Below are 20,310 nucleotides of genomic sequence, written 5' to 3'. Positions count from 1 at the left end.
GTCGAGGCGCCGGCGCCGCGGCCGGCACCCGGCGCCCGGGTCCAGCGCGAGGCGCAGACCTCGCTGATCGGCTCGGAAAAATTCGAGATGCCGTCACTGCATTTCCTGTCGGAACCGAAGAACGTGGTGCGCGACGCCAGCCTGTCGAAGGACGCGCTGGAGCAGAACGCCCGCCTGCTCGAGGGCGTGCTGGAGGATTTCGGCGTCAAGGGCGAAATCATCCATGTGCGCCCGGGTCCGGTCGTCACGCTTTACGAGCTGGAACCCGCGCCCGGCATCAAATCGTCGCGGGTGATCGGCCTGTCCGACGACATCGCCCGCTCGATGAGCGCCATCGCCTGCCGTGTCGCCGTGGTGCCTGGCCGCAACGCCATCGGCATCGAATTGCCGAACGCCAGGCGCGAGACCGTCTATTTGCGCGAGATCATGGCCAGCCGCGATTTCGAGACCACCAAGGCCAAGCTGGCGCTGGCGCTGGGCAAGACCATCAATGGCGAGGCGGTCATCGTCGACATCGCCAAGATGCCGCACGTGCTGGTCGCCGGCACCACCGGCTCGGGCAAGTCCGTCGCCATCAACACCATGATCCTGTCGCTGCTCTATCGGCTGACGCCGCAGGACTGCCGGCTGATCATGATCGATCCGAAAATGCTGGAACTCTCGGTCTATGACGGCATCCCGCATCTTCTGACGCCGGTGGTCACCGATCCGAAGAAGGCGGTGGTGGCGCTGAAATGGACCGTGCGAGAGATGGAGGACCGCTACCGCAAAATGTCGAAGGTCGGCGTCCGCAACATCGACGGTTTCAACGCGCGCGTGCAGCAGGCCGAGAAAAAAGGCGAAAGAATCTCGCGCACCGTGCAGACCGGCTTCGACCGCCAGACCGGTGAAGCGATCTACGAGACGGAGAACCTCGACCTCGAGCCGATGCCCTACATCGTCGTCATCATCGACGAGATGGCCGATCTGATGATGGTCGCCGGCAAGGACATCGAAGGCGCAGTGCAGCGCCTGGCGCAGATGGCGCGCGCCGCCGGCATCCATGTCATCATGGCAACGCAGCGGCCGTCGGTCGACGTCATCACCGGCACCATCAAGGCCAACTTCCCGACCCGCATCTCCTTCCAGGTGACATCGAAGATCGACAGCCGCACCATCCTGGGCGAGCAGGGCGCCGAACAGCTGCTCGGCATGGGCGATATGCTCTACATGGCCGGCGGCGGCCGCATCCAGCGCGTGCACGGTCCCTTCGTTTCCGACGACGAGGTGGAGAGGATCGTCGCGCATCTGAAATTGCAAGGCGTGCCGGAATATCTCGACGCCATCACCGAGGATGACGACAAGGATGATGATGAGCCGTCGGGCAAAGGCAGTGGCAGCAGCGGCGACGGCGGCAATTTCGAGGATTCCGACGATCCCTACGACCAGGCGGTCGCGGTGGTGCTGCGCGACGGCAAGGCCTCGACCAGCTACATCCAGCGCCGGCTCGGCATCGGCTACAACCGCGCCGCCTCGATCATCGAGAAGATGGAGAAGGAAGGCATTGTCGGCCCGGCCAACCATGCCGGAAAACGCGAAATCCTGGTGCCGACGGAGGACGACAAGTTCTAGAGCGCATCCGCGCCGGCAACTTTGAACCTCTCGGCGCGTTGCAACGGATGAGCGCTGCGCGCCCGCCAAACTTAAGCCCAACTGGGGGGCCAGACCAATATAACGAGCAAGCAATCAGATGATGGTGACCGGCATGAAAAACGCATCTTTCGCCCCGAGCAGGGATTTCGCCCCAACCCGCCGACAGGTGCTCGGTCTGGTCCTGGCCGGTGCCGCGGCCGTCAACGTCGTGCCCGGCTTCCAGCTGCTGGCGTCGGCGCAAGCAGCGGTTCCGGCGACGGCGCAGAAGATCGCCGATCATTTCTCCTCGGTCAAATCGATGAGCGGCGAGTTCGTGCAGTTCGGGCCAAAGGGCGAGCAGACCGGCGGCAAGTTCTTTCTGGAACGGCCGGGCAAGATCCGCTTCAACTATGACGGCGCCTCGAATTTCAGGGTGATTTCCGACGGCAAGTCGGTGGTCATCCTCAACAAGAAGCTGCGGACCTCCGACCTCTACCCGCTGTCGAAGACACCGCTGAAGCTGCTGCTCGACGACAAGATCGATCTGTCGGGCGGACGCGTCAGAAGCGTTAAGGAAGAAAACGATCTCACCACCATCCAGCTTGCCGACAAATCGGTGTTCGGCAATTCGAAGATCACCATGATGTTCGATCCGAAATCCTATGAATTGCGGCAGTGGACCATCACCGATGCGCAAGGCAAGGACACGACGGTGATGATCTTCAACACCAAGGAGGGCGTCAGTTTCGCGCCCGACACCTTTGCCATCGACTATACGGCCAACCGGGAACTGAACACCAAGTCGCGCTAAGGTGTGTCGATATTCAGGTGATGCCGGCCTGCAACGGCGGTTTCCTGCGCTTCCGGCCTTCGCCGGCCAAAGCACTCATGAGCGGTCGTGGCAGTTAAGGCTACGGCCGGCGTAGGCCGGTGCTCACGTACCCAAAAGTACGCTCCGCTCCGGTTCTCGGAATCCACCATTCTGGTCGCTTCGCGCCCGTCTTCGACTCCGACTCGGCCTGACCTGAATCTCAGCACACCTTGGGCTTGGTTCCTGTATTGATATTTCTGGAAAGTCATGGGCCGCGCCCCCAAGGCGCGGCCGGCTTGTTTTTGCGGTGCGCGGCTGGCAGTAGTTTCCGCGATTGACTTCCGTCGGGCCATCCGGCGGATCTTGCGTTGTCCGGAACCCCACATGCCGTTTTCCGTCGCTACCTGGAACATCAACTCCGTCCGGCTGCGCATGCCGATCGTCGAGCGTCTGCTGGTCGAGCAGGCGCCGGACGTGCTCTGCCTGCAGGAAACCAAGGTTCCTGACGAATTGTTTCCGGAGAAGGCGTTCCGCAAGCTTGGCTACGAGCACATCGCCTTCCATGGCCAGAAGGGCTACCACGGCGTTGCGACGGTGGCACGGCGGCCGATCGAGGTGGTCGAAAAGCGCCGCTTCTGCGAGATCGACGACAGCCGGCATCTGTCGGTCACCGTCAAGGCTGGCGGCAAGGCGATCCTGCTGCACAATTTCTACGTGCCGGCCGGCGGCGACGAGCCCGACCCGGCCGTCAACCGGAAGTTCAAGCACAAGCTCGATTTTGTTGCCGAGATGAACGCCGTCCGCGCCGAGCATGACGAGGTTTCCGGCTCGATCCTGGTCGGCGATCTTAACATCGCGCCGCTCGAGCACGATGTCTGGTCGCACAAGCAGCTGCTCAACGTCGTCAGCCATACGCCGGTCGAGACGGAAAATTTCGAAGCGATGCGGCTCGCCGGCGACTGGGTCGACCTGATGCGGCTCAATGTGCCCTACGAGGAGAAGCTCTACACCTGGTGGAGCTATCGTGCACAGGATTGGCAGGCGTCAAATCGCGGCCGCCGCCTCGACCATATCTGGTCGTCGCCAAACCTGGTGCCGCAGTTTGCCGGCTATGAAATCCTGCGGCCGGCGCGCGGCTGGGAGCGGCCCTCCGACCATGTGCCGGTGATCGGGCGTTTCAACCTCGATTAGCTTTGTCTCGCATTAACAATTCAGCGAAACCTGAAGCTATCCGCGATGTAGTCGGGGCGGGCGTTCAGCGTGGCGAAAACAGTCTCCAGATCAGGTGTCTCCGCCAATATGCCGGACAGGACCAGCGTCGTCGCGACGCCGACGCCGTTGCCGCCGGCGATGTCGTGCTCGACGCTGTCGCCGACGCAGACCGCGTTGCCGCGCTCCGGGTTGCCCGCCAGCGCCAGCGCTGCCTCGAATATCTGCGGATAGGGCTTGCCGATGCGGGTGACGCTGCCGCCGAGGTTTTCATAGAGATCGGCCAGCCGGCCAGCGCCGAAGCAAGGCCCGACGGCAGTCAGCATGATCTTGTCGGGGTTGGTGCAGAAGCACGGCACCTGGCGCTTCGCCGCCGGACCGAGAAGCCGGCGATAATGGTCGAGGTCGTAGCGATCGCCCTCGCTGGCGGAAATCAGTACCAGTTCTGCATCGTCGCCGTCCTTGGCCAGGACGAAGGGCAGGCCGTCGACAGCCGAACGGTCATTATCGCGGCTGATCAGCAGGCATTTTGTCTGCGGGCGCAGGGTCCCCGATGCCGCCATTTCGTGGAAGGAGCGCCACGCCACCTCGCCGGAGGAGACAAAATGGTCCCAGCTTCCCGGTGCGAAGCCGAGCTTCAGCAGGCGGCGCTCATTGGGTTGCGCCCGCTTGCCGGAATTCGAGATCAGCACGATGGTCTTGCCGGCGCGCTTGAGTGCCGACAAGGCTTCGATAGCGCCTGGATAGGCGCTGGTGCCGTCGTGCAGCACACCAAATTGGTCGAGCAGGAACACCTGATAGCGCTCGGCCAGCGCGGCGATGCCGTCGAGGTGCTGAATTATCTTGGCCGTCATAAAAGCCCCGCTGCGCCTGCGCCCATCAGCGCCAGCCGCGCCGTGCCGGCGGCGGCCTCCTCCGAAAGAGCCGGCACGAGAGCGACGCCAAGCTTGCGCTGCCGGATCGCCGTCCAGGCCGGATTGGCCGCACCGCCGCCGACGCTCCTGACCGATGTAAGCCGGGGTGCGCCGAGTTCGGCAAGCCGGCGATAGCCGAGCGCTTCGATCGCCGCAATACCCTCGAACATCGCTTTCAGATAATCGGCGTCGTCGGCGGGCCGCGGCTCGAGGCGGGGCGGCAGCGCCGGATCGGCTATGGGGAAGCGTTCGCCCGGCGCCGGCAGCGGGTAATAATCGAGGCCGGTCTCTGTCGCCGGGTCGATCTTTTTGCTGAGTTCGACAATGCGGGCGACGGGGAAATGCTGGGCCAGCACCTTGCCGCCGGAGTTCGAGGCACCGCCCGCCAGGTAGGTGTTTCCCAGCCTATGGCTGTAGATGCCGAATTGCGGCGCCGAGATCGGCCGGTCGGAGAGGATCTTGATGGTCAGCGATGAGCCGAGCGCGGTGACGCCGGCGCCCGCGGCAGTCGCACCGGTCGCCAGGAACGACGCGCATCCATCGGTGGTGCCGGCGACGACAACCACGTCGCGCGGCAGGCCGAACATTTTCGCAGCGCTGGCGGTGAGCGTGCCCGTGACATCGCCCGGCCGCACGATTCGGGGCAGGAATTCCATGCGCATGCCGGTCGCCGCGATCCAGTCCGGCCAGCGCCGGGCCTCGACGTCGTAGCCGGTTTTCAGCGCGTTGTTCTCGTCACTGACATCGAAGCGGCCGGAAAACTGTCCGGCGATCCAGTCGGCCTGGTGCAGCACAGTGGCGACGCCGGGCAGGTGCTGGAAAGACAGCGCCTTGGCGAGACCGGACGTCGCCCCAAGTGCAGCGCTCGTTGCCGGTGCCGCGCCGGCTATTGCAGTCAGAATAATGTCGTCGGCGACCTTGTCGTTGTACATCAGCGGTTCGGCCAGCGGCCGCCCGGAGCCGTCGACCGGCAGCAGCGTGCCCGACGTACCGTCGACGGCGATCGAGAGCACTGCCGCGCGATCGATACATTTGAGCACTTCCGCCAACGTCGCGCCGACCGCCTCCCACCATACGGCGGGGTCGCGGCCGTTCAGCCCAAATCGCTCAAGGGCAATTGCGGAATGCGCGGCGATGGAAAAGTCCGGGCGCATTGCGACGGCGCGCGCGCCGGATGTGCCGATGTCGATGCCGATGGCAAGCGGGCCAGTTGATAGCGGACTTGACGAACGCGGCATGTCAGCTGCCTCCGGCATTGAGTTTCTGGCGATATTTTTCGGCGTCCCAGTTGATCAGTTCGTCATTCTCCGCCGCTGTCAGATAATTCAGCTTCGCAGCGACATCGACCCGCGCCGTCACGTCGGCGAGGCAGCGCTGCATGGCGTCGGCGCCGGCGCCGGCGTCGCCGCGCATCAGCACGCCAAGGCCGGGAAACAGGATCGCCACGGGTGCGGCGCCGCAGCGCTCGATCACGCGCTTCACATCCTCGTCCGGTCTCGCCACGACCGAACCCTCGCCGAGAAAGATGACGTGGTCGGGGTAGAGGCTGCCCCCTGCCGCCATGCGGCAGCATTCGGGGTCGATCGCCACCGCATGCGCCTCGACGTCGGCCGGCAGTCTGTAGCCGCTGCCGCCGGCGAGCGCCGTCAGCGCCACGATGTCCGGTTCTGCCACCTGGCGCGGCGGCCGCGCCAAGAGCCGGGTTACGCGCCGTAGCAGCATGTCGGCCGCGGCGACGGTCTCGGCTGCAACGACCAGGCCGTGATTGCCGAGGATCAGGATGTCTACGCCTGGCCGCAGGCGCTCGGCGATGCCCTGGGCGAGCGGCAGCCCCGGCCGGCGATAAGGAACATACGCCCATTGGTGGCCATCGAGCCGCCTGGCGATCTCGGCCTCGCAATCGGCCTGCACTGCCAGCGAAATGGTCTCGACGCAGTGGACATGCAGAACGATGCGCTGCGGCATCAGCGCATGCACCGTGGTCTCGATCGACGGACGCAAGCCGCGTGGATTGAGGGCGCCGATGGCGAAGGCCTGCGGCTGTTCGGCGGCCGGGTCGCGCCGTTCGATGGCTTCAAGCAATGGCGGGATGCTGACCGGCACCATGATGTCTGCGGTAAGCGCGTCCTTCAGCCAGGTACCGGAGGCCTTGATCCAGAGCGTGTCGCCGGCTTTCAGCGAGGTATTGCCGCCGGCGGCCTGGGTCAGATGCGGGTCGCTGCCGATGACGGCCGAAAGCGACCGCAGCGCTGCCAATTCCTGCGCATCCGCACTGATCGTCATCGAAATTCCTCCACAAACCGGCCGCGTGGCCACGGCTTTGGACGGCCCGTTGCCGGGACTAAGACCGACGCTGGTATCGCAGATGCGAGTAAGTTACGTCAACAGTGATGTTATCGCGTCAAATCACGCTTGCAATCCGAGGCCCGTTGAGTAAGTTGCACCAATTGCCGTGCAAAATGGCAATGCCGTGCAAAATGGCTTGGGAGGCAAGCGCATTGGGAGGTAAGGGTTGAGCGACTCCGGCCGCCAGCGCCAGATTGTCGAGCTTTTGCGAGACCGGCCTTTCGCATCGGTGCGCGAGCTGCAGGAGCGGCTTGGCGTGTCGGCGGCGACGGTGCGGCGCGACATCGACAAGATCGACGAGGCCGGCGAAGCGCGCAAGGTCTATGGCGGCATCTCGGCGCTCGATGGCGCTTCGCAAGTCGGCGTCGCCTATGCCAGGCCCTATGACGAGAACCGCGACCTCGCCGTCGAGGCCAAGCGGCAGATCGCCGCTCTCGCCGCCACCATGGTGCGCGACGGCGACGCGGTCATCGTGCATGGCGGTTCGACCTGCTTCCATCTCGGCGTCAAGCTCGCCGACCGCAACATCCGGCTCTACACCAACTCGATGCCGCTCGCGGCCTATCTCAGCGATCACGGCCATTGCAGCCTGACCGTCGCCGGCGGCGAACTGCACCGCGAGCCGGGTATCATCCATTCGCTGACCCAGACGGTGCCGTTCTACGCCTCGAAGTTCTTTCTCGGCGCGCAAGGCATCGGCCAGGAAGGCCTTCTGGAATCGCACCCGCTGCTGGTTCGCTCGATCGTCGAGCTCAGCCTCTGCGCCGACCAGATCGTCGTGCTGGCCGACAGCCGCAAACTGTCGATCCACGCCCGCAACGTGGCGCTGCCGCTGTCGCGGATCGGTACGCTGGTCACCGATGAGGGCCTGTCCGACACCGACGCGCGCATGCTCGAAGATGCCGGCGTCATGGTGCGCATCGCCGCTTCCTCGGGAGGCGCCCAGTGAAAGTAGCCGTCCTCGATTTCGGCAAGACCAATTCGAAGCTGTTCGTCTTCGGCCAGGACGGACGCATCCTCGACGAGCGCCGCACCCAGCCGAGCTGGATCCGCAAAAACGGCTTCAGCGTGCTCGACGAGGCAACGCTGCACGACTGGGCGGCCCGCGCCATCGATGACGCCGTCGACACGCATGGCGTGGAAGGGCTGATGGTATCCGGCCATGGCTGCACCTTCGCGTTGGTCAACGACGCCGCGCTGACGCATCCGATCCTCGATTACGAGCAGGAACCGCCGGCCGAGATCGCCGCGCAAATCGATCGCCGCATTCCGGATTTTGCCGAGACCTTTTCGCCGCGCCTGCCGCTTGGCTTCAACTACGGCCGCCACATGTTGTGGCTGAAGGAGGTGGACCCCGGTGCCTTCGCCGCAGCGAAATCGATCCTCGGCTACCCCCAATATTGGAGCTGGCGCCTTGGTGGCCGGCCGGTATCGGAAGTGTCCTATCTCGGCTGCCACTCGCATTTATGGGCGCCGCGCAAACGCGATTTCAGCTCGCTGGTCGATGCCGAGGGCTGGCGCGGCCAGATGCCCGCCTTCGAGCGTGCCGGCGCGGTGATCGGCGAGCAGCGCTTCGGCCGAGCCGCGAAGCCTGTCGCCATCCATAATGGCGTCCACGACAGCAATGCCGCGCTCCATGCCTACCGCCGGCAGCAGCTCGGGCCGGTGACCGTGGTCTCGACCGGCACCTGGGTCGTCGTTCTCAACCCGGACTGTCCTCTCGACGCACTCGACGGCGAGCGCGACATGCTGGTCAACGTCGATGTCGATGGCGGCCCGGTGCCAACCATCCGCTTCATGGGCGGCCGCGAATTCGCGACGATCAGCGCCGGCTGGCAGGGCGCCATCGCGCCGTCATCGATACAGCGGGTGATCGACGCCGGCATCATGGCGCTGCCGAGCTTCGCGCCCGGCGGCCCGATGGCACACCGGCGCGGCGAACTGGTCGGGCGCACGCCCAATGCCGACGAACGCGCGGCCATGGCGCTGCTCTATGTCGCGCTGATGGTCGATTTGTGCCTCGAGCTGATCCATTCCGACAATACCGTCATCGTCGACGGCGGCCTGAACAATGGCGGGCTGCTTGCCGCGCTGCTGGCCCAATTGCGTCCCGGGCAGGCCTTCCTGCAGGGCGCAACGCTGGAGGGCAGCGCCACCGGTGCCGCCGCACTCGCCTTCGAAAGCGTCGGACGCGAGTTTGCCACCGAGGCGCCGGAGGCGGTGCATGCGGCAAGCTTCAGCGGCCTTGCCGGCTACCGCAACGACTGGCGCGGCCTTGCCGCCGATCGGGGTGCCCCCAGAGCAGCTGCGGGAGGTGCGCGATGAGCGCCATCGCCCGGATCGAGACGGTGCGCCAGCCGGTGCTGGAGATGCGCCACATCTCGAAGACATTCGGCCCGATCCGCGCCCTGCACGATGTGTCGCTGACCGTCCATGCCGGCGAGCTGCACGCGCTGATGGGCGAGAACGGTGCCGGCAAGTCGACGCTGATGAAAGTGCTGTCCGGCGCCTACCGGCCGGATCCCGGCGGCGAGATCCTGATCGACGGCATGCCGGCCGCCACCGGCGACCCGATCAAGGCACGCGCCGCCGGCATTGCGGTCATCTACCAGGAGCTGTCGCTGGCGCCCAATCTGTCGGTGGCGCAGAACATTTTCCTCGGCAACGAGCCGCGACGGTTCGGCATCGTCGATCGCGAGCAGTGTAACCGGCGCGCCAGCGACATCATCGCGCGGCTCGGCGTGACTTTTTCGGCGCGCACCCCGGTCACCAACCTGTCGCTCGGCGAACGCCAGCTGGTTGAAATTGCCCGCGCGCTGTCGACCAATGCGCGCATCATCGTCATGGACGAGCCGACCACGTCGCTGACCTCGCGTGAGACCGACCGGCTGTTCGAGGTGATCGCGACGCTGAAGTCGCAAGGTATCGCCATCATCTACATCAGCCACCGCATGGAAGAGGTCTACCAGCTCGCCGACCGCGTCAGCGTGCTGCGCGACAGCGGCTATGTCGGCACGCTCGACCGCGCCGATCTGAACGCCTCGCGGCTGGTATCGATGATGGTCGGGCGCGATCTGTCGACGTTCTACAAGAAGGATCACCGCCCGCCGGACAGCAAGCGCGCCGTCGCGCTGTCGGTGCGCGGCATGTCGAACGGCAATCTCATAAAGAATTGCTCCTTCGACCTCCACAAAGGCGAGGTGCTGGCACTGGCCGGCCTGGTCGGCTCGGGCCGCACCGAGCTGGCACGGCTGATCTTCGGCGCCGACAGGCACATATCGGGCACGCTGGAGCTCGGCGGCAAACCGATATCCATCGGTTCGCCAAGCGAGGCGCTGGATGCCGGCATCGCCTACCTGACCGAGGACCGCAAGCAACTTGGCCTGTTCCTCGACATGTCGATCTCCGACAACATCAGCATGGGCGTGCTGGCAAGGGACGCGAAGGCCGGCGGTCTGCGCGACTTCGCGGCCGCCGAAAAGCGCGCCGCCAAAGCGATGTCAGACCTCTCCATCCGCACCAGCTCGGTGCAGGCCAATGCCGGCTCGCTGTCAGGCGGCAACCAGCAGAAGGTGCTGCTCGCCCGCCTGCTGGAAACAGAGCCGCAGGTCGTCATCCTCGACGAGCCGACCCGCGGCGTCGATGTCGGGGCCAAGTCGGAAATCTACCGGCTGATCGACAATCTGGCCAAGAAAGGCATCGCCATCCTGATGATCTCCAGCGAACTGCCGGAGGTGATCGGCATCGCCGACCGCGTGCTGGTGATGCGCGACGGCACAATTGCCGGCGAGGTGACGGCGTCGGAAGGCGAGCCACTGCGGCAGGAAGCGATCATGGAACTTGCAACGGGAGCGGCTCAGTGATGACCGACAAGGTGGCCGACACGATGAAAGCGGACGACCGGGCGCTCGGCAGGAGCACAAGGTGGCGCACCGCCATCGCTGCGCTCGGCATGCTGCCGATCCTGATTCTGCTGGCGGTCGGCTTCCAGTTCATCAACCCGCGCTTTTTCACCCAGACCAATCTGCTGATCGTCATGCAGCAATCGTCGATCAACATCGTGTTGGCGGCCGGCATGACCTTCGTCATCCTGACCGGCGGCATCGACCTGTCCGTCGGCTCGATCCTTGCCGCCTCGGCGATGGTGGCGGTGATGGTGTCGCTGGTGCCCGATTGGGGACTGCTGGGCGTGCCGGCGGCCATTCTCGTCGGGCTCGGCTTCGGCGTCATCAACGGCCTGCTGATCGCCTACATCAAGCTGCCGCCCTTCATCGTCACGCTGGGATCACTGACCGCCGTGCGCGGCGTCGCCCGGTTGCTTGGCCAGGACACGACGGTGTTCAACTCGGACCTGCCGTTCGACTTCATCGGCAACGGTTCGCTGTTCGGCGTTCCATGGCTGGTCATCATCGCGCTGGCGGTCGTGGTGCTGTCCTGGCTGGTGCTCAAGCGCACCGTGCTTGGCACCTGGATCTACGCCGTCGGCGGCAACGCCGAGGCCGCCAGACTGACCGGCATCAAGGTGCCGCTGGTGCTGCTCTTCGTCTACGGCGTTTCCGGCCTTCTGGCCGGCCTTGGCGGCGCCATGTCGGCGGCCCGGCTCTATGCCGCCAACGGGCTGCAGCTCGGCCAGTCCTACGAACTCGACGCCATTGCCGCGGTCATCCTCGGCGGCACCAGCTTCGTCGGCGGCGTCGGCTCGATCTGGGGCACGCTGATCGGCGGCCTGATCATCGCCGTGCTGTCAAATGGGCTCATCCTCGCCGGTGTTTCCGACATCTGGCAGTACATCATCAAGGGATTGGTCATCATCGTGGCGGTCGCCCTCGACCGTTACCGGCTCCAGGCAGGAGCAAGAACGTGATGGCCCTTAGTCGCCGGCGTCCATCGAGCCGGTTTCATGTGTAACGCACCGTGAGAGGCGCGGGCATCAGGAGGAAAATAAAACAATGAAGATCATCGCTAAACTGCTCTGCGGCGTCGCCCTTGCAGCCGCCGTCATCGCGCCGGCATCGGCCAAGGACCTGAACAAGGTCGGCATCTCGGTCGGCCTGCTCGGCAACCCGTTCTTCGTCGCCACCATCAAGGGCATCGAGGACGCGGCCAAGAAAATCAACCCGAATGTGCAGGTGACATCGGTATCGGCCGACTACGATCTCAACAAGCAGGTCTCGCAGGTCGATTCCTTCATCGCCGCCGGCGTCGACGTCATCATGCTCAATGCCGTCGATGCCAAGGCGATCGCACCGGCGGTGAAGAAGGCACAGGCGGCCGGCATCGTCGTTGCCGCTTTTGACGTTTCGGCGCCGGGCGCCGACGTCACCGTGATGACCAACAATGTCAAGGCCGGCGAAGAGGCGTGCCAGTATCTGGTCGACCATACCGGCGGCAAGGGCGACTACGTCATCCTCAACGGCCCGGCCTCGTCGTCGATCCTGGAGAGGGTCAAGGGCTGCAAGGACGTGCTGGCAAAACACCCCGACATCAAGGTCCTTTCAGACGACCAGAACGCCGAAGGCTCACGTGACGGCGGCTTGAAAGTGTTTCAGTCGCTGCTGACCCGTTTCGACAAGATCGACGCGGTGTTCGCCATCAACGATCCGACGGCGATCGGCGCCCAGCTTGCGGCCAAGCAGCTCAACCGCTCGGAGTTCATCTTCACGGCGGTCGACGGCGCGCCCGATATCGAGAAGGAACTCGCTTCCGGCACGTCGATGATCAAGGCCTCGGCCTCGCAGGATCCCTATGTGATGGCCGGCCAGTCGCTGACGATGGCGGCTGACCTGCTTGCCGGCAAGAAGCCGGCCGAGCCGACGGTGCTGCTCGACCCGAAGCTGATCACGGCCGACAATTTGAAGGATTACAAGGGCTGGACCGCAGCTCGCTAAACCTCCCAAGCCTGGTGCGGCCGGGATGACCGGCCGCACCTTTTTTGTCTGAGCAACGGATTGCCAAACACCGATTTGGACTTGGGTCCGCTACTGCTGGAATAACCGGAGACAATCATGTCGCGCATCGGAATCCACTCATTCGTCTGGTCGGCGAGCTCGACGCAGAGCGATCTCGAGCGGACGCTGGCCAACACCAGCGAAGCCGGCTTCGACCTGATCGAATTCTCCTATCTCGACCCCGCCAATGTCGACATTGACGGCTTGGCCAAGCGGATAGCGGATCTCGGCCTCGGCGTCGCGATCAGCATCGGACTGCCGGCCGACGGCGATATTTCGAGCGCCGACAAAACGATTGCGGCGCACGGCGTCGAAATCCTGAAACGTACGATCGCGCTGACTCGCGATCTCGGCGGCCAGAAGGTTGCCGGCATCCTCAGCACCAGCCACGGTTTGCAGAGCGAGGCGCCGACGCGCGACCAGTGGAACCGCAGCGCCGGCACGCTTGCCGAGGTGGCGGAGACGGCAAAGTCAGCCGGCGTCACCCTCAACCTCGAGATCGTCAACCGCTTCGAAAGCAACCTGCTCAACACCGCCGCGCAAGGCATGGCCTTTCTCGAGGACAGCGGCTCCGACAACATCTTCCTGCATCTCGACACGTTCCACATGAACATCGAGGAGGCCGATGTCGGATTGGCCATCCGCAACGCCGCAAAGAAAATCGGCTATGTCCATATCGGCGAGAGCCATCGCGGCTTCCTCGGCACCGGCAATATCGATTTCGCCGGGATATTCGATGCGCTGACCGCTATCGGCTACAGCGACGACCTCAGCTTCGAATCCTTCTCGTCGGAAATCGTCGACGAGAACCTGTCGCGGAAAACCGCGATCTGGCGCAATCTGTGGACCGACAATATGGAGCTGGCCAAACATGCGCGCCGCTTCATTGCGCTCGGACTGGAGACGGCGCGGCGCAAGGCCGAGCTTGTTTCCGCAACGCACCGGCCTTGAGAACTCGCAAATTCCGAAATCTGGTTAAACCAGAGGCGCTACATTAGCCGGCAAAACGCGGCCCAAGTTCCTCGATCCGGCGGATCATCGCCTGGAAATCCTCCAATATGCGCTGGTGCAAGTGAACCGCCAGCTCCGGGTATTCCTCGAGGATGCGGCGGAACATCTTGCGGCTGAGCCGCAGCACTTCCGAATCGATTTCGGCGGAGGCGCTGGTGAGCCGGTTGGTGTCGGCGATCAGCGCCAGTTCGCTGAGTATGGTGCCGGGACCGGCGGTGCCGATCGGGATGCGCTCCCCGTCGTGCTCGCGATAGAGCACGATGCGGCCGCTGACCACGATGTAGGCCGAATCAGCTTCGTCGTCCTCGCGATAAAGCTTGTGGTCGGCTTTCAGCATGGTGGTTTCGGCGCCGAAGGCGAGCAGACGCAGCTGTTCCTGCGTAAAGCCCTCGAAGAGCCTCACGGTGGACAGGATGCGGATGTCGTCATCCAGCGCCATCTAGCTATGTCCCCGAACCGTCAGTCCCACTCCTCCCTAGAGCGCCGCGCGTCCCCCGGACGCGCAAGGCGTTTCAAAAATCGGTTCCGCTCCTTGGACCCGATGCCTCCGCGAGTTCGATCCAGACCCACCTCCAGCTCAGGACCGTACCCGAAAAGCGCCCCGCCCGGATCGCTTATTTGAATAATGAAATGTTTAAGGAACCAGCTTGTAGCCGCCGCTTTCTGTCACGAGAATTTCCGCGTTGGAAGGATCGCGCTCGATCTTCTGGCGCAGCCGGTAGACGTGGGTTTCGAGCGTATGCGTGGTGACGCCGGAATTGTAGCCCCATACTTCCTCCAGCAGCACGTCGCGGGTCACCACCTTCTGGTCGGCGCGGTAGAGATATTTGATGATCGAGGCTTCCTTTTCGGTCAGCCGCACCTTGGCGCCGCGCGGGTCGATCAGAAGCTTCTGGCTGGGCTTGAACGTGTAGGGGCCGACCGAGAAAGTGGCGTCCTCGCTCTGCTCGTGCTGGCGCAGCTGGGCGCGAATGCGGGCCAGCAGCACGGCAAAGCGGAACGGCTTGGTCACATAGTCGTTGGCGCCGGCCTCGAGACCAAGGATCGTGTCGGAATCGGTGTCGTGGCCGGTCAGCATGATGATCGGCGCCTTGTAGCCGCCCTTGCGCAATATCTTCACCGCCTCGCGGCCATCCATGTCGGGCAGGCCGACATCCATGATGAGCAGGTCGATAAGCCCGCCGCGCGCCGCGGCGACGCCTTTGGCGGCGGTCGCTTCCTGCAGGACATCGAATTCCTCATAAAGCGACAATTGCTCGACAAGGGTGCCGCGCAGGTCGTCATCGTCGTCGACGATCAGAATGGTGCGTGAAGTCATGGATCAATCCGTTGTTTTGAAAAGAGATTTCAGTTGACCGCTGCCTGTTTATGCGGAAGCTGACCGGCACAACAGCCGTTCACAGTGATTTGTTCCGTGGCACGATCATACAAGAAAAAACACGATCGCAATGCAGTCGGCGCAATTTTGCCGAAAGGGCTTACCGTGCTCACCGTGCGCGCGCGGCCCGGCCATGCCAGCCAGGGCTTTCTACAGGCCGGCAAACTCGTGTTTCCATGTGCGCTGGGGCATGGCGGCATCTCGGCCGGCAAGCGCGAGGGCGATGGCGCCACGCCGCTCGCCTCGATGCGGATATTGTCGGGATATTTTCGCGGCGACCGTTTTTCCAGCGGCCGCCGGACGCGGCTGGCGATGACGCCGATCGGCCGCGACCTCGGCTGGTGCGAAGTGCCTGGGGACCGCAACTACAACCGCCCGGTCAAAATCCCCTATGGCGCCAGCCATGAGCGGATGCAGCGGGCCGACGATCTCTACGATGCCTGCCTGGTGCTGGACTGGAACATTGTGCCGCGCCGGCGCGGGCGCGGCAGCGCCATCTTCTTCCACCTGGCGCGCCCCGGCTTCACGCCGACGCAAGGCTGCGTCGCGGTAACAGCCCGCACCATGGCACGGCTGCTGCCGCTGCTGTCGGAGCGGACGGTGGTGAGGGTGGTAAGGTAAGGGAATAGGGGAATAAGGGAGTAGGGGAATAGGGCAGTAAAAGTAGAGACAGGGGCGGGCGCGCCGCTTAGCTCCCCTACTCCCCTACTCCCCTACTCCCCTACTCCCCTACTCCTTTGCCACCCTATGTCGAGAAGGCCGAGCCGGCCGAGTTCGCGGTCCATGGCGCGTGCGATGTCCTTGCGTTCGCTACCGATGTCGCGCAGCTGGCGATCGGAGAGATCCTCGACATTCTCGTAGGGAAGATTGGCCGCGATTCTCGCGTGCCGAAGCCAGTCGAGCACGGCGCGCAGCCAGGCCGGGCGGAGGGTTACCGAGCGCAGGGCGATGTCAGACATGGTGCAATCCGCTTCTCCGGACATCAAATCCGGTTTGATGTTTCTTCGATGCTCAGATCATGGCGGATTGAAATTCAAACGGGAAACGAGTAGTTTTTTCTGCATCTTCAAGTTTTGTTTGAGGATTGGAATGCTCGACCGAACCCTCCTCGTCTGGCCCTGATGGCGCGCCTGCTGCCTGGAACCCGTGCGCTGCGGACGCTGGAGGCGGCGGCCCGGCACCTCAATTTCACCCGCGCCGCCGACGAGCTCGGCCTGACGCCGGCAGCGGTCAGCCACCAGATCAAGGAAATCGAGGATCAGCTCGGCATCATGCTGTTCACACGCACCAGCCGCACAATCCGGCTCACCGAGGCGGGTGCGGTGCTGTTCGAGGCCTCGACCGACGCGCTCGACCTGCTTGGCCGCGCGGTCTCACGGGCGCAGAAGACGGCGCGCGGATCGGCGCTGCTGAAGGTCACCCTCGATGCGCAATTCGCGACGAAGTGGCTGATGCGGCGCGTCGACGATTTTCGCAAACAGCATCCGGCAATCGAGCTGCGCTTCGATATCAGCTATGAGGTGCGCGATTTCGACCGCGACGATGTCGATGTCGGCATCCGTTTCGGCGCCGGCAAATATCCGGGGCTTCGCTCGCACCGGCTGTTCGAAAACGTCATCATTCCCGTCTGCAGTCCGGCCTTGCTGCGGTCAGGGCCGCCGCTCAAGGAGCCACGCGACCTGTTCCATCATACGCTGGCGCATATCGAGTGGTCGCGCCAGGGCGTCACCTGGCCGAACTGGAGCATGTGGATGGCGGCGGCGGGCGTCGACGATTTCGACGACAGCCGGACCATCGTGTTCGGCAATTCGACGGATGCCGTGCAGGCCGCGCTCGACGGCAACGCGGTTGCGCTCGCCGATTTCGCCATGGTGGCAAACGACCTTTCGGAAGGCCGGCTGATCCGGCCCTTTGAACTCGGCATCAAGGTCGCGCCCGAATTCGCCTATTTCCTGGTCTATCCCGAAAGTGCGGCGAACGATCCGCGCATCGTCGCCTTTCGCGATTGGCTTCTCGAGGAAGTCGCCAAGACCCCAACCTAAAGGTCAGCCTGTCGCCGCCTAAAAGGTCAGCCTGTCGCCGCCGCGCCGAACCAGCCGATCACCGCGCCGATGAGAAGCATCACGCCGAGCCAATGGCCGACATCGATGAGCGTCAGATCCCAGCCGAAACCTTCGTAGCGATGGTTGACCGAAAGCGTCGTGGCGACGAACCCCAGCCAGAGAACGAAGCCGAAGATCACCCCGGCAAGCAGGCTCGGTTCGCCGCCGGTCACTGCGCCGATGATCAGCGACATGACCAGCGCCATGACAAGCTCCGCGACGAAGGAGACGACGAAGGGCAGCATCGACTTGCTCATCGTCGCCGGATCAAGCTTGGCGGCCTTCAGCCACGGCTTGCTCAGGCCCATATACCAGGCCGCGCCGAACAGCCACGCCACCACGGCGGCGACGATTACCGCCAGCCAATTGATTGCTGAAAAATCCATGATTCCCTCCGGTCGATTGCGCGATGGAACGCCTGTTCGGCGATGCCGTCAAGCAAGGCACCAGACGGTGGTGCGCTTGACCTCGGCGTCCTCCAGCGCGCGGGTCACCGCCACTTCGTAGACGGCAAGCGGTTCCAGCCCGGTCTTCGGCAAATAGGAGCGGCCGGGATCGCCGACGAGGATGTCGGCGCCGCGCGCCTTCAACGCTGCGAACCACGGCATCAGCCTGTCGGCGAAAGCTTTGTCGTAGAAGACGTCGCCGGCCAGCACCAGATCCCAGCCCGCATCGGTGCCGATGCAGTCGCCGGCGAGGAATTCTATCTCGACGCCATTGGCCTCGGCATTGAGGCGGACCGCGGTCGCGCAGAACGGGTCGATGTCGGCGGCGATCACCTCGGCAGATCCGGCCTTCACTGCTGCAATGGCGACGAGGCCGGAGCCGGAGGCGAAGTCGAGCACGCGCCTGCCGCGCACCGCCGCCGGATTGTCGAGGATGTAGCGGGCAAGGCCTTGGCCGCCGGCCCAGGCGAAGGCCCAGAAGGGCGGCGGCAGGCCGATTTCGGTCAGCTCATCCTCGGTCCGCTGCCACAATTCATGCGCCTCGTCGGCCAGCTGCAGGCGTATCTCCGGCACATGCGGCGGCGCCATCAGCGCCGTGTTGTCGAGGATGAATTTCTTGGCGCTGTCCGGCGTCAGCGCCGTCATGGCGCCGGCGTCAGTCCGCTCATGCGGCAGACCTCCTGCCATTCGGCAGGCGTCACCGGCTGCACGGACAGCCGCCCGAGCCGCACCAGCGCCATGTCGGCCAGCTTTGGATTGGCCTTGGCCTGTTCCAGCGTCACCGGCTTCGGCATGTCCTTGAAGGCGCGGATATCGACGCACTCCCAGCGGGGATCGTCGGTCGTGCTGTCCTGATGGGCCAGAGCGCAGATTTCGGCGATGCCGACTATGTCGAGCCCATCATTGGAATGGTAGAAAAAGCCGACATCGCCGATCTGCATCGCCTTCATGTTGTTGCGCGCCGCATAATTGCGCACGCCGTCCCATTGCGTGCCGGCCTTGCCCTTGGCCTTGAGGTCCTCGAAGGAGAAGACCGAGGGTTCGGATTTGAACAGCCAGTAGTTCATTGTCTTGCTCCTCCTCAGGTGCCGTCGCGACTAAAAGCGCGTCGCGTTCGACCGGCGTCATGCGACGCGCTTCAGGTTCTTGTTTTATGCATGTCGTTATCACAAAACCGCTGCACACTTTTGCGCGACATGCATTTAGATACCCGCCGGTTTGTTGAAGCTCCAGTTCCACTGCCGGATTTCGACGCTTTCGAACAGCCCTGCCTTGGTATAGGGATCGGCCGCCGACAGGGCTTTTGCCGCAGCCAGATCGGGCGCCTCGACAACGGCGAGAGTGCCGTTCGGCTTGCCGTCTGCGTCGAGGAACGGGCCGGCGAAGGCCAATTTCTTGTCACCGTTCAGCCCTTCCAGGAAGGCAAGGTGCTTAGGCCGCGTATCGAGCCGCACCTGCAGGCTTCCTGGCTTGTCCTTGCAAATCAACGCAAACAGCATCTTTCCATCTCCGCAATCGTTCGGGATTACATGTCGGTTTCGGTTTTGAGCGGCCTGGTCATCAACGCCGACACAGCCTGGTCTATGGTGACGGTGCCGTCCAGTATGGCGGCGACGGCGGCGATGATCGGCGCGTCGATCCGGCGCTCGCCGGCGATGCGGGCGGCGATCGCCGCCGTCGGCACGCCTTCAGCCAGAGGCAGGCCGGCAAGCGGCTTGCCTTGCCCGAGCGCCAGCCCATAGGCGAAATTGCGCGACTGGGCGGACGAGCAGGTGAGCAGCAGGTCGCCGAGGCCGGAAAGGCCCATCAGCGTCTCCGGCTTTGCGCCGAAGGCGGCACCGATGCGGCGCAATTCGACGAAGCCGCGCGTCACCATTGCGGCCTGGGCGCTGGCGCCGAGCCCGGCGCCGGTAACGGCACCCGCGGCGATGGCAAAGACGTTCTTCAGCGCGCCGCCGATCTCGACGCCGATCAGGTCGTCGCTCCAATAACAACGCAGGTTTTCAGCCGAGAAACGGGCGGCAAGGTCGGTGGCCAGAGCCTCGTCGCGGGCGGCGACCACCACGGCCGTGGGCAGGCCCCTGGCGACGTCGGTGGCAAAGCTTGGGCCGGACAAAGCGGCGACCGGATTTGCCGGCAGGATTTCCTCGGCAATGGACGACAGCAGCGCGCCGGTGTCGCGCTCGATGCCCTTGGCGCAGAGCACCAGCGGGACGCCTTTCGGCACATGGCTGGACGCGGCCGTCAGCATGGCGCGCAACGATTGCGCCGGCGCCACCGCCAGCACGCAGTCGGCGTCGGCGAGAGCCAGTTTGATGTCACTTGTCGCCGCGATGCCGGGATCGAGCGCGATGCCGGGCAGATAGCGCCGATTTTCGCCACGGTCGATCGCCGCGACGGTCTCCGGGTCGCGCGCGAACAGCCGGACCGAATGGCCGGCGCGCAGCATGGCCAGCGCCAGCGCCGTGCCCCAGGCACCGCCGCCAAGCACGGCGACACGCCAGCCGGCGCTGGCTTTGCGCGTCATGGCTTTG

Annotated in this window: 22 protein-coding genes; 11 read left to right on the top strand and 11 right to left on the bottom strand. The window is 64.3% G+C overall.

Annotation, left to right across the window (positions count from 1 at the left end; all coding sequences use genetic code 11):
* The 3 genes from X760_RS65680 to X760_RS65670 form a co-directional block, all read left to right on the top strand.
* On the top strand, positions 1-1,611 hold a 1,611-nt coding region (locus X760_RS65680; RefSeq protein ID WP_023721398.1), incomplete at its 5' end, for a DNA translocase FtsK.
* Positions 1,612-1,744: 133 nt separating this feature from the next.
* Positions 1,745-2,422 carry an outer membrane lipoprotein carrier protein LolA gene (locus X760_RS65675; protein ID WP_023721397.1) on the top strand — a complete coding sequence of 226 codons (678 nt, stop codon included), beginning with the start codon at positions 1,745-1,747 and terminating at the stop codon, positions 2,420-2,422.
* 384 nt (positions 2,423-2,806) lie between these two features.
* Complete coding sequence (locus X760_RS65670; protein WP_023721396.1) at positions 2,807-3,613, top strand: exodeoxyribonuclease III; 807 nt, start codon at positions 2,807-2,809, stop codon at positions 3,611-3,613.
* 20 nt (positions 3,614-3,633) lie between these two features.
* Here the strand turns inward: X760_RS65670 and X760_RS65665 are convergent, their stop codons facing one another.
* Genes X760_RS65665 through X760_RS65655 form a run of 3 tightly spaced genes read right to left on the bottom strand, consistent with a single transcriptional unit; the run spans position 3,634 to position 6,828 of the window.
* A complete protein-coding gene (locus tag X760_RS65665) occupies positions 3,634-4,485 on the bottom strand; it encodes a TIGR01459 family HAD-type hydrolase (protein WP_023721395.1) in 852 nt (283 codons plus the stop codon).
* Positions 4,482-5,783, bottom strand: a complete 1,302-nt coding sequence (locus tag X760_RS65660) for an FGGY-family carbohydrate kinase (protein WP_031194647.1) — start codon at positions 5,781-5,783, stop codon at positions 4,482-4,484. The genes X760_RS65665 and X760_RS65660 overlap by 4 nt, the downstream gene beginning before the upstream one ends.
* A 1-nt stretch (position 5,784) precedes the next feature.
* The gene (locus X760_RS65655; protein ID WP_023721393.1) at positions 5,785-6,828 is read right to left on the bottom strand and encodes a class II aldolase/adducin family protein; all 1,044 of its coding nucleotides are present in this window, start codon (positions 6,826-6,828) and stop codon (positions 5,785-5,787) included.
* Between the two features lie 229 nt (positions 6,829-7,057).
* Between X760_RS65655 and X760_RS65650 the strand changes: the two genes are divergently transcribed.
* The 6 genes from X760_RS65650 (at position 7,058) to X760_RS65625 (ending at position 13,790) form a co-directional block, all read left to right on the top strand.
* Positions 7,058-7,840 (top strand): DeoR/GlpR family DNA-binding transcription regulator, encoded by a 783-nt coding sequence (locus X760_RS65650; protein WP_023721392.1) that lies wholly within the window; start codon positions 7,058-7,060, stop codon positions 7,838-7,840.
* Positions 7,837-9,216 carry a carbohydrate kinase gene (locus tag X760_RS65645; RefSeq protein WP_023721391.1) on the top strand — a complete coding sequence of 460 codons (1,380 nt, stop codon included), beginning with the start codon at positions 7,837-7,839 and terminating at the stop codon, positions 9,214-9,216. Before X760_RS65650 ends, X760_RS65645 begins: the two co-directional genes overlap by 4 nt.
* The gene (locus tag X760_RS65640; protein ID WP_023721390.1) at positions 9,213-10,754 is read left to right on the top strand and encodes a sugar ABC transporter ATP-binding protein; all 1,542 of its coding nucleotides are present in this window, start codon (positions 9,213-9,215) and stop codon (positions 10,752-10,754) included. Before X760_RS65645 ends, X760_RS65640 begins: the two co-directional genes overlap by 4 nt.
* Entirely contained in the window at positions 10,754-11,755 is a 1,002-nt protein-coding gene (locus tag X760_RS65635) for a ribose ABC transporter permease (protein ID WP_023721389.1), read from the top strand. The genes X760_RS65640 and X760_RS65635 overlap by 1 nt, the downstream gene beginning before the upstream one ends.
* A gap of 85 nt (positions 11,756-11,840) precedes the next feature.
* Positions 11,841-12,779 carry an ABC transporter substrate-binding protein gene (locus tag X760_RS65630; RefSeq protein ID WP_023721388.1) on the top strand — a complete coding sequence of 313 codons (939 nt, stop codon included), beginning with the start codon at positions 11,841-11,843 and terminating at the stop codon, positions 12,777-12,779.
* 117 nt (positions 12,780-12,896) lie between these two features.
* Positions 12,897-13,790: a sugar phosphate isomerase/epimerase gene (locus tag X760_RS65625; RefSeq protein WP_023721387.1), complete on the top strand. Its 894-nt coding sequence runs from the start codon at positions 12,897-12,899 to the stop codon at positions 13,788-13,790.
* Positions 13,791-13,833: 43 nt separating this feature from the next.
* Here the strand turns inward: X760_RS65625 and X760_RS65620 are convergent, their stop codons facing one another.
* Together X760_RS65620 and X760_RS65615 are read right to left on the bottom strand one after the other, a co-directional pair.
* Positions 13,834-14,289, bottom strand: a complete 456-nt coding sequence (locus X760_RS65620; RefSeq protein ID WP_023680480.1) for a cyclic nucleotide-binding domain-containing protein — start codon at positions 14,287-14,289, stop codon at positions 13,834-13,836.
* 195 nt (positions 14,290-14,484) lie between these two features.
* Positions 14,485-15,168: a response regulator transcription factor gene (locus X760_RS65615; RefSeq protein ID WP_023721386.1), complete on the bottom strand. Its 684-nt coding sequence runs from the start codon at positions 15,166-15,168 to the stop codon at positions 14,485-14,487.
* A 144-nt stretch (positions 15,169-15,312) separates the two neighbouring features.
* On the opposite strand from X760_RS65615, the gene X760_RS65610 reads away from it, so the two are divergent.
* Positions 15,313-15,849 carry a L,D-transpeptidase gene (locus tag X760_RS65610; protein WP_245278686.1) on the top strand — a complete coding sequence of 179 codons (537 nt, stop codon included), beginning with the start codon at positions 15,313-15,315 and terminating at the stop codon, positions 15,847-15,849.
* A gap of 92 nt (positions 15,850-15,941) precedes the next feature.
* Here X760_RS65610 and X760_RS65605 read toward each other — a convergent pair whose 3' ends face one another.
* Complete coding sequence (locus X760_RS65605) at positions 15,942-16,187, bottom strand: hypothetical protein (RefSeq protein ID WP_023721384.1); 246 nt, start codon at positions 16,185-16,187, stop codon at positions 15,942-15,944.
* A gap of 162 nt (positions 16,188-16,349) precedes the next feature.
* On the opposite strand from X760_RS65605, the gene gcvA reads away from it, so the two are divergent.
* Positions 16,350-17,270: a transcriptional regulator GcvA gene (gene gcvA, locus X760_RS65600; RefSeq protein WP_023721383.1), complete on the top strand. Its 921-nt coding sequence runs from the start codon at positions 16,350-16,352 to the stop codon at positions 17,268-17,270.
* A gap of 26 nt (positions 17,271-17,296) precedes the next feature.
* On the opposite strand, the gene X760_RS65595 is transcribed toward gcvA, so the two are convergent.
* The 5 genes from X760_RS65595 to X760_RS65575 all read right to left on the bottom strand — a co-directional run bounded on the left by X760_RS65595 (position 17,297) and on the right by X760_RS65575 (position 20,303).
* Complete coding sequence (locus X760_RS65595) at positions 17,297-17,716, bottom strand: DUF1761 domain-containing protein (RefSeq protein WP_023721382.1); 420 nt, start codon at positions 17,714-17,716, stop codon at positions 17,297-17,299.
* A 48-nt stretch (positions 17,717-17,764) separates the two neighbouring features.
* Positions 17,765-18,421 (bottom strand): methyltransferase, encoded by a 657-nt coding sequence (locus X760_RS65590; RefSeq protein ID WP_023721381.1) that lies wholly within the window; start codon positions 18,419-18,421, stop codon positions 17,765-17,767.
* Positions 18,418-18,843 (bottom strand): EVE domain-containing protein, encoded by a 426-nt coding sequence (locus tag X760_RS65585; protein ID WP_023721380.1) that lies wholly within the window; start codon positions 18,841-18,843, stop codon positions 18,418-18,420. Before X760_RS65585 ends, X760_RS65590 begins: the two co-directional genes overlap by 4 nt.
* A 135-nt stretch (positions 18,844-18,978) precedes the next feature.
* Positions 18,979-19,275, bottom strand: a complete 297-nt coding sequence (locus tag X760_RS65580) for a YciI-like protein (protein WP_023721379.1) — start codon at positions 19,273-19,275, stop codon at positions 18,979-18,981.
* Between the two features lie 26 nt (positions 19,276-19,301).
* Positions 19,302-20,303 (bottom strand): NAD(P)H-dependent glycerol-3-phosphate dehydrogenase, encoded by a 1,002-nt coding sequence (locus X760_RS65575; RefSeq protein WP_023721378.1) that lies wholly within the window; start codon positions 20,301-20,303, stop codon positions 19,302-19,304.
* Between the last annotated feature and the right edge of the window lie 7 nt (positions 20,304-20,310).

The sequence above is a fragment of the Mesorhizobium sp. LSHC420B00 genome (assembly GCF_000503055.1).
GTDB lineage: Bacteria > Pseudomonadota > Alphaproteobacteria > Rhizobiales > Rhizobiaceae > Mesorhizobium.
The sequence above is the reverse complement of the archived record's forward strand: the minus strand, read 5'-3'. Positions and strand labels throughout refer to the sequence as shown.

Bases quoted from the DNA above. Each gene is read 5' to 3' on its own strand.
- X760_RS65675 (WP_023721397.1), top strand. From the start codon at position 1,745: ATGAAAAACGCATCTTTCGCCCCGAGCAGGGATTTCGCCCCAACCCGC.
- X760_RS65655 (WP_023721393.1), bottom strand. From the start codon at position 6,828: ATGACGATCAGTGCGGATGCGCAGGAATTGGCAGCGCTGCGGTCGCTT.
- X760_RS65615 (WP_023721386.1), bottom strand. From the start codon at position 15,168: ATGACTTCACGCACCATTCTGATCGTCGACGACGATGACGACCTGCGC.
- X760_RS65605 (WP_023721384.1), bottom strand. From the start codon at position 16,187: ATGTCTGACATCGCCCTGCGCTCGGTAACCCTCCGCCCGGCCTGGCTG.
- X760_RS65590 (WP_023721381.1), bottom strand. From the start codon at position 18,421: ATGACGGCGCTGACGCCGGACAGCGCCAAGAAATTCATCCTCGACAAC.
- X760_RS65585 (WP_023721380.1), bottom strand. From the start codon at position 18,843: ATGAACTACTGGCTGTTCAAATCCGAACCCTCGGTCTTCTCCTTCGAG.
- X760_RS65575 (WP_023721378.1), bottom strand. From the start codon at position 20,303: ATGACGCGCAAAGCCAGCGCCGGCTGGCGTGTCGCCGTGCTTGGCGGC.
- X760_RS65620 (WP_023680480.1), bottom strand. From the start codon at position 14,289: ATGGCGCTGGATGACGACATCCGCATCCTGTCCACCGTGAGGCTCTTC.
- X760_RS65635 (WP_023721389.1), top strand. From the start codon at position 10,754: ATGACCGACAAGGTGGCCGACACGATGAAAGCGGACGACCGGGCGCTC.
- X760_RS65665 (WP_023721395.1), bottom strand. From the start codon at position 4,485: ATGACGGCCAAGATAATTCAGCACCTCGACGGCATCGCCGCGCTGGCC.
- X760_RS65640 (WP_023721390.1), top strand. From the start codon at position 9,213: ATGAGCGCCATCGCCCGGATCGAGACGGTGCGCCAGCCGGTGCTGGAG.
- X760_RS65670 (WP_023721396.1), top strand. From the start codon at position 2,807: ATGCCGTTTTCCGTCGCTACCTGGAACATCAACTCCGTCCGGCTGCGC.
- X760_RS65595 (WP_023721382.1), bottom strand. From the start codon at position 17,716: ATGGATTTTTCAGCAATCAATTGGCTGGCGGTAATCGTCGCCGCCGTG.
- X760_RS65630 (WP_023721388.1), top strand. From the start codon at position 11,841: ATGAAGATCATCGCTAAACTGCTCTGCGGCGTCGCCCTTGCAGCCGCC.
- X760_RS65660 (WP_031194647.1), bottom strand. From the start codon at position 5,783: ATGCCGCGTTCGTCAAGTCCGCTATCAACTGGCCCGCTTGCCATCGGC.
- X760_RS65625 (WP_023721387.1), top strand. From the start codon at position 12,897: ATGTCGCGCATCGGAATCCACTCATTCGTCTGGTCGGCGAGCTCGACG.
- gcvA (WP_023721383.1), top strand. From the start codon at position 16,350: ATGGCGCGCCTGCTGCCTGGAACCCGTGCGCTGCGGACGCTGGAGGCG.
- X760_RS65580 (WP_023721379.1), bottom strand. From the start codon at position 19,275: ATGCTGTTTGCGTTGATTTGCAAGGACAAGCCAGGAAGCCTGCAGGTG.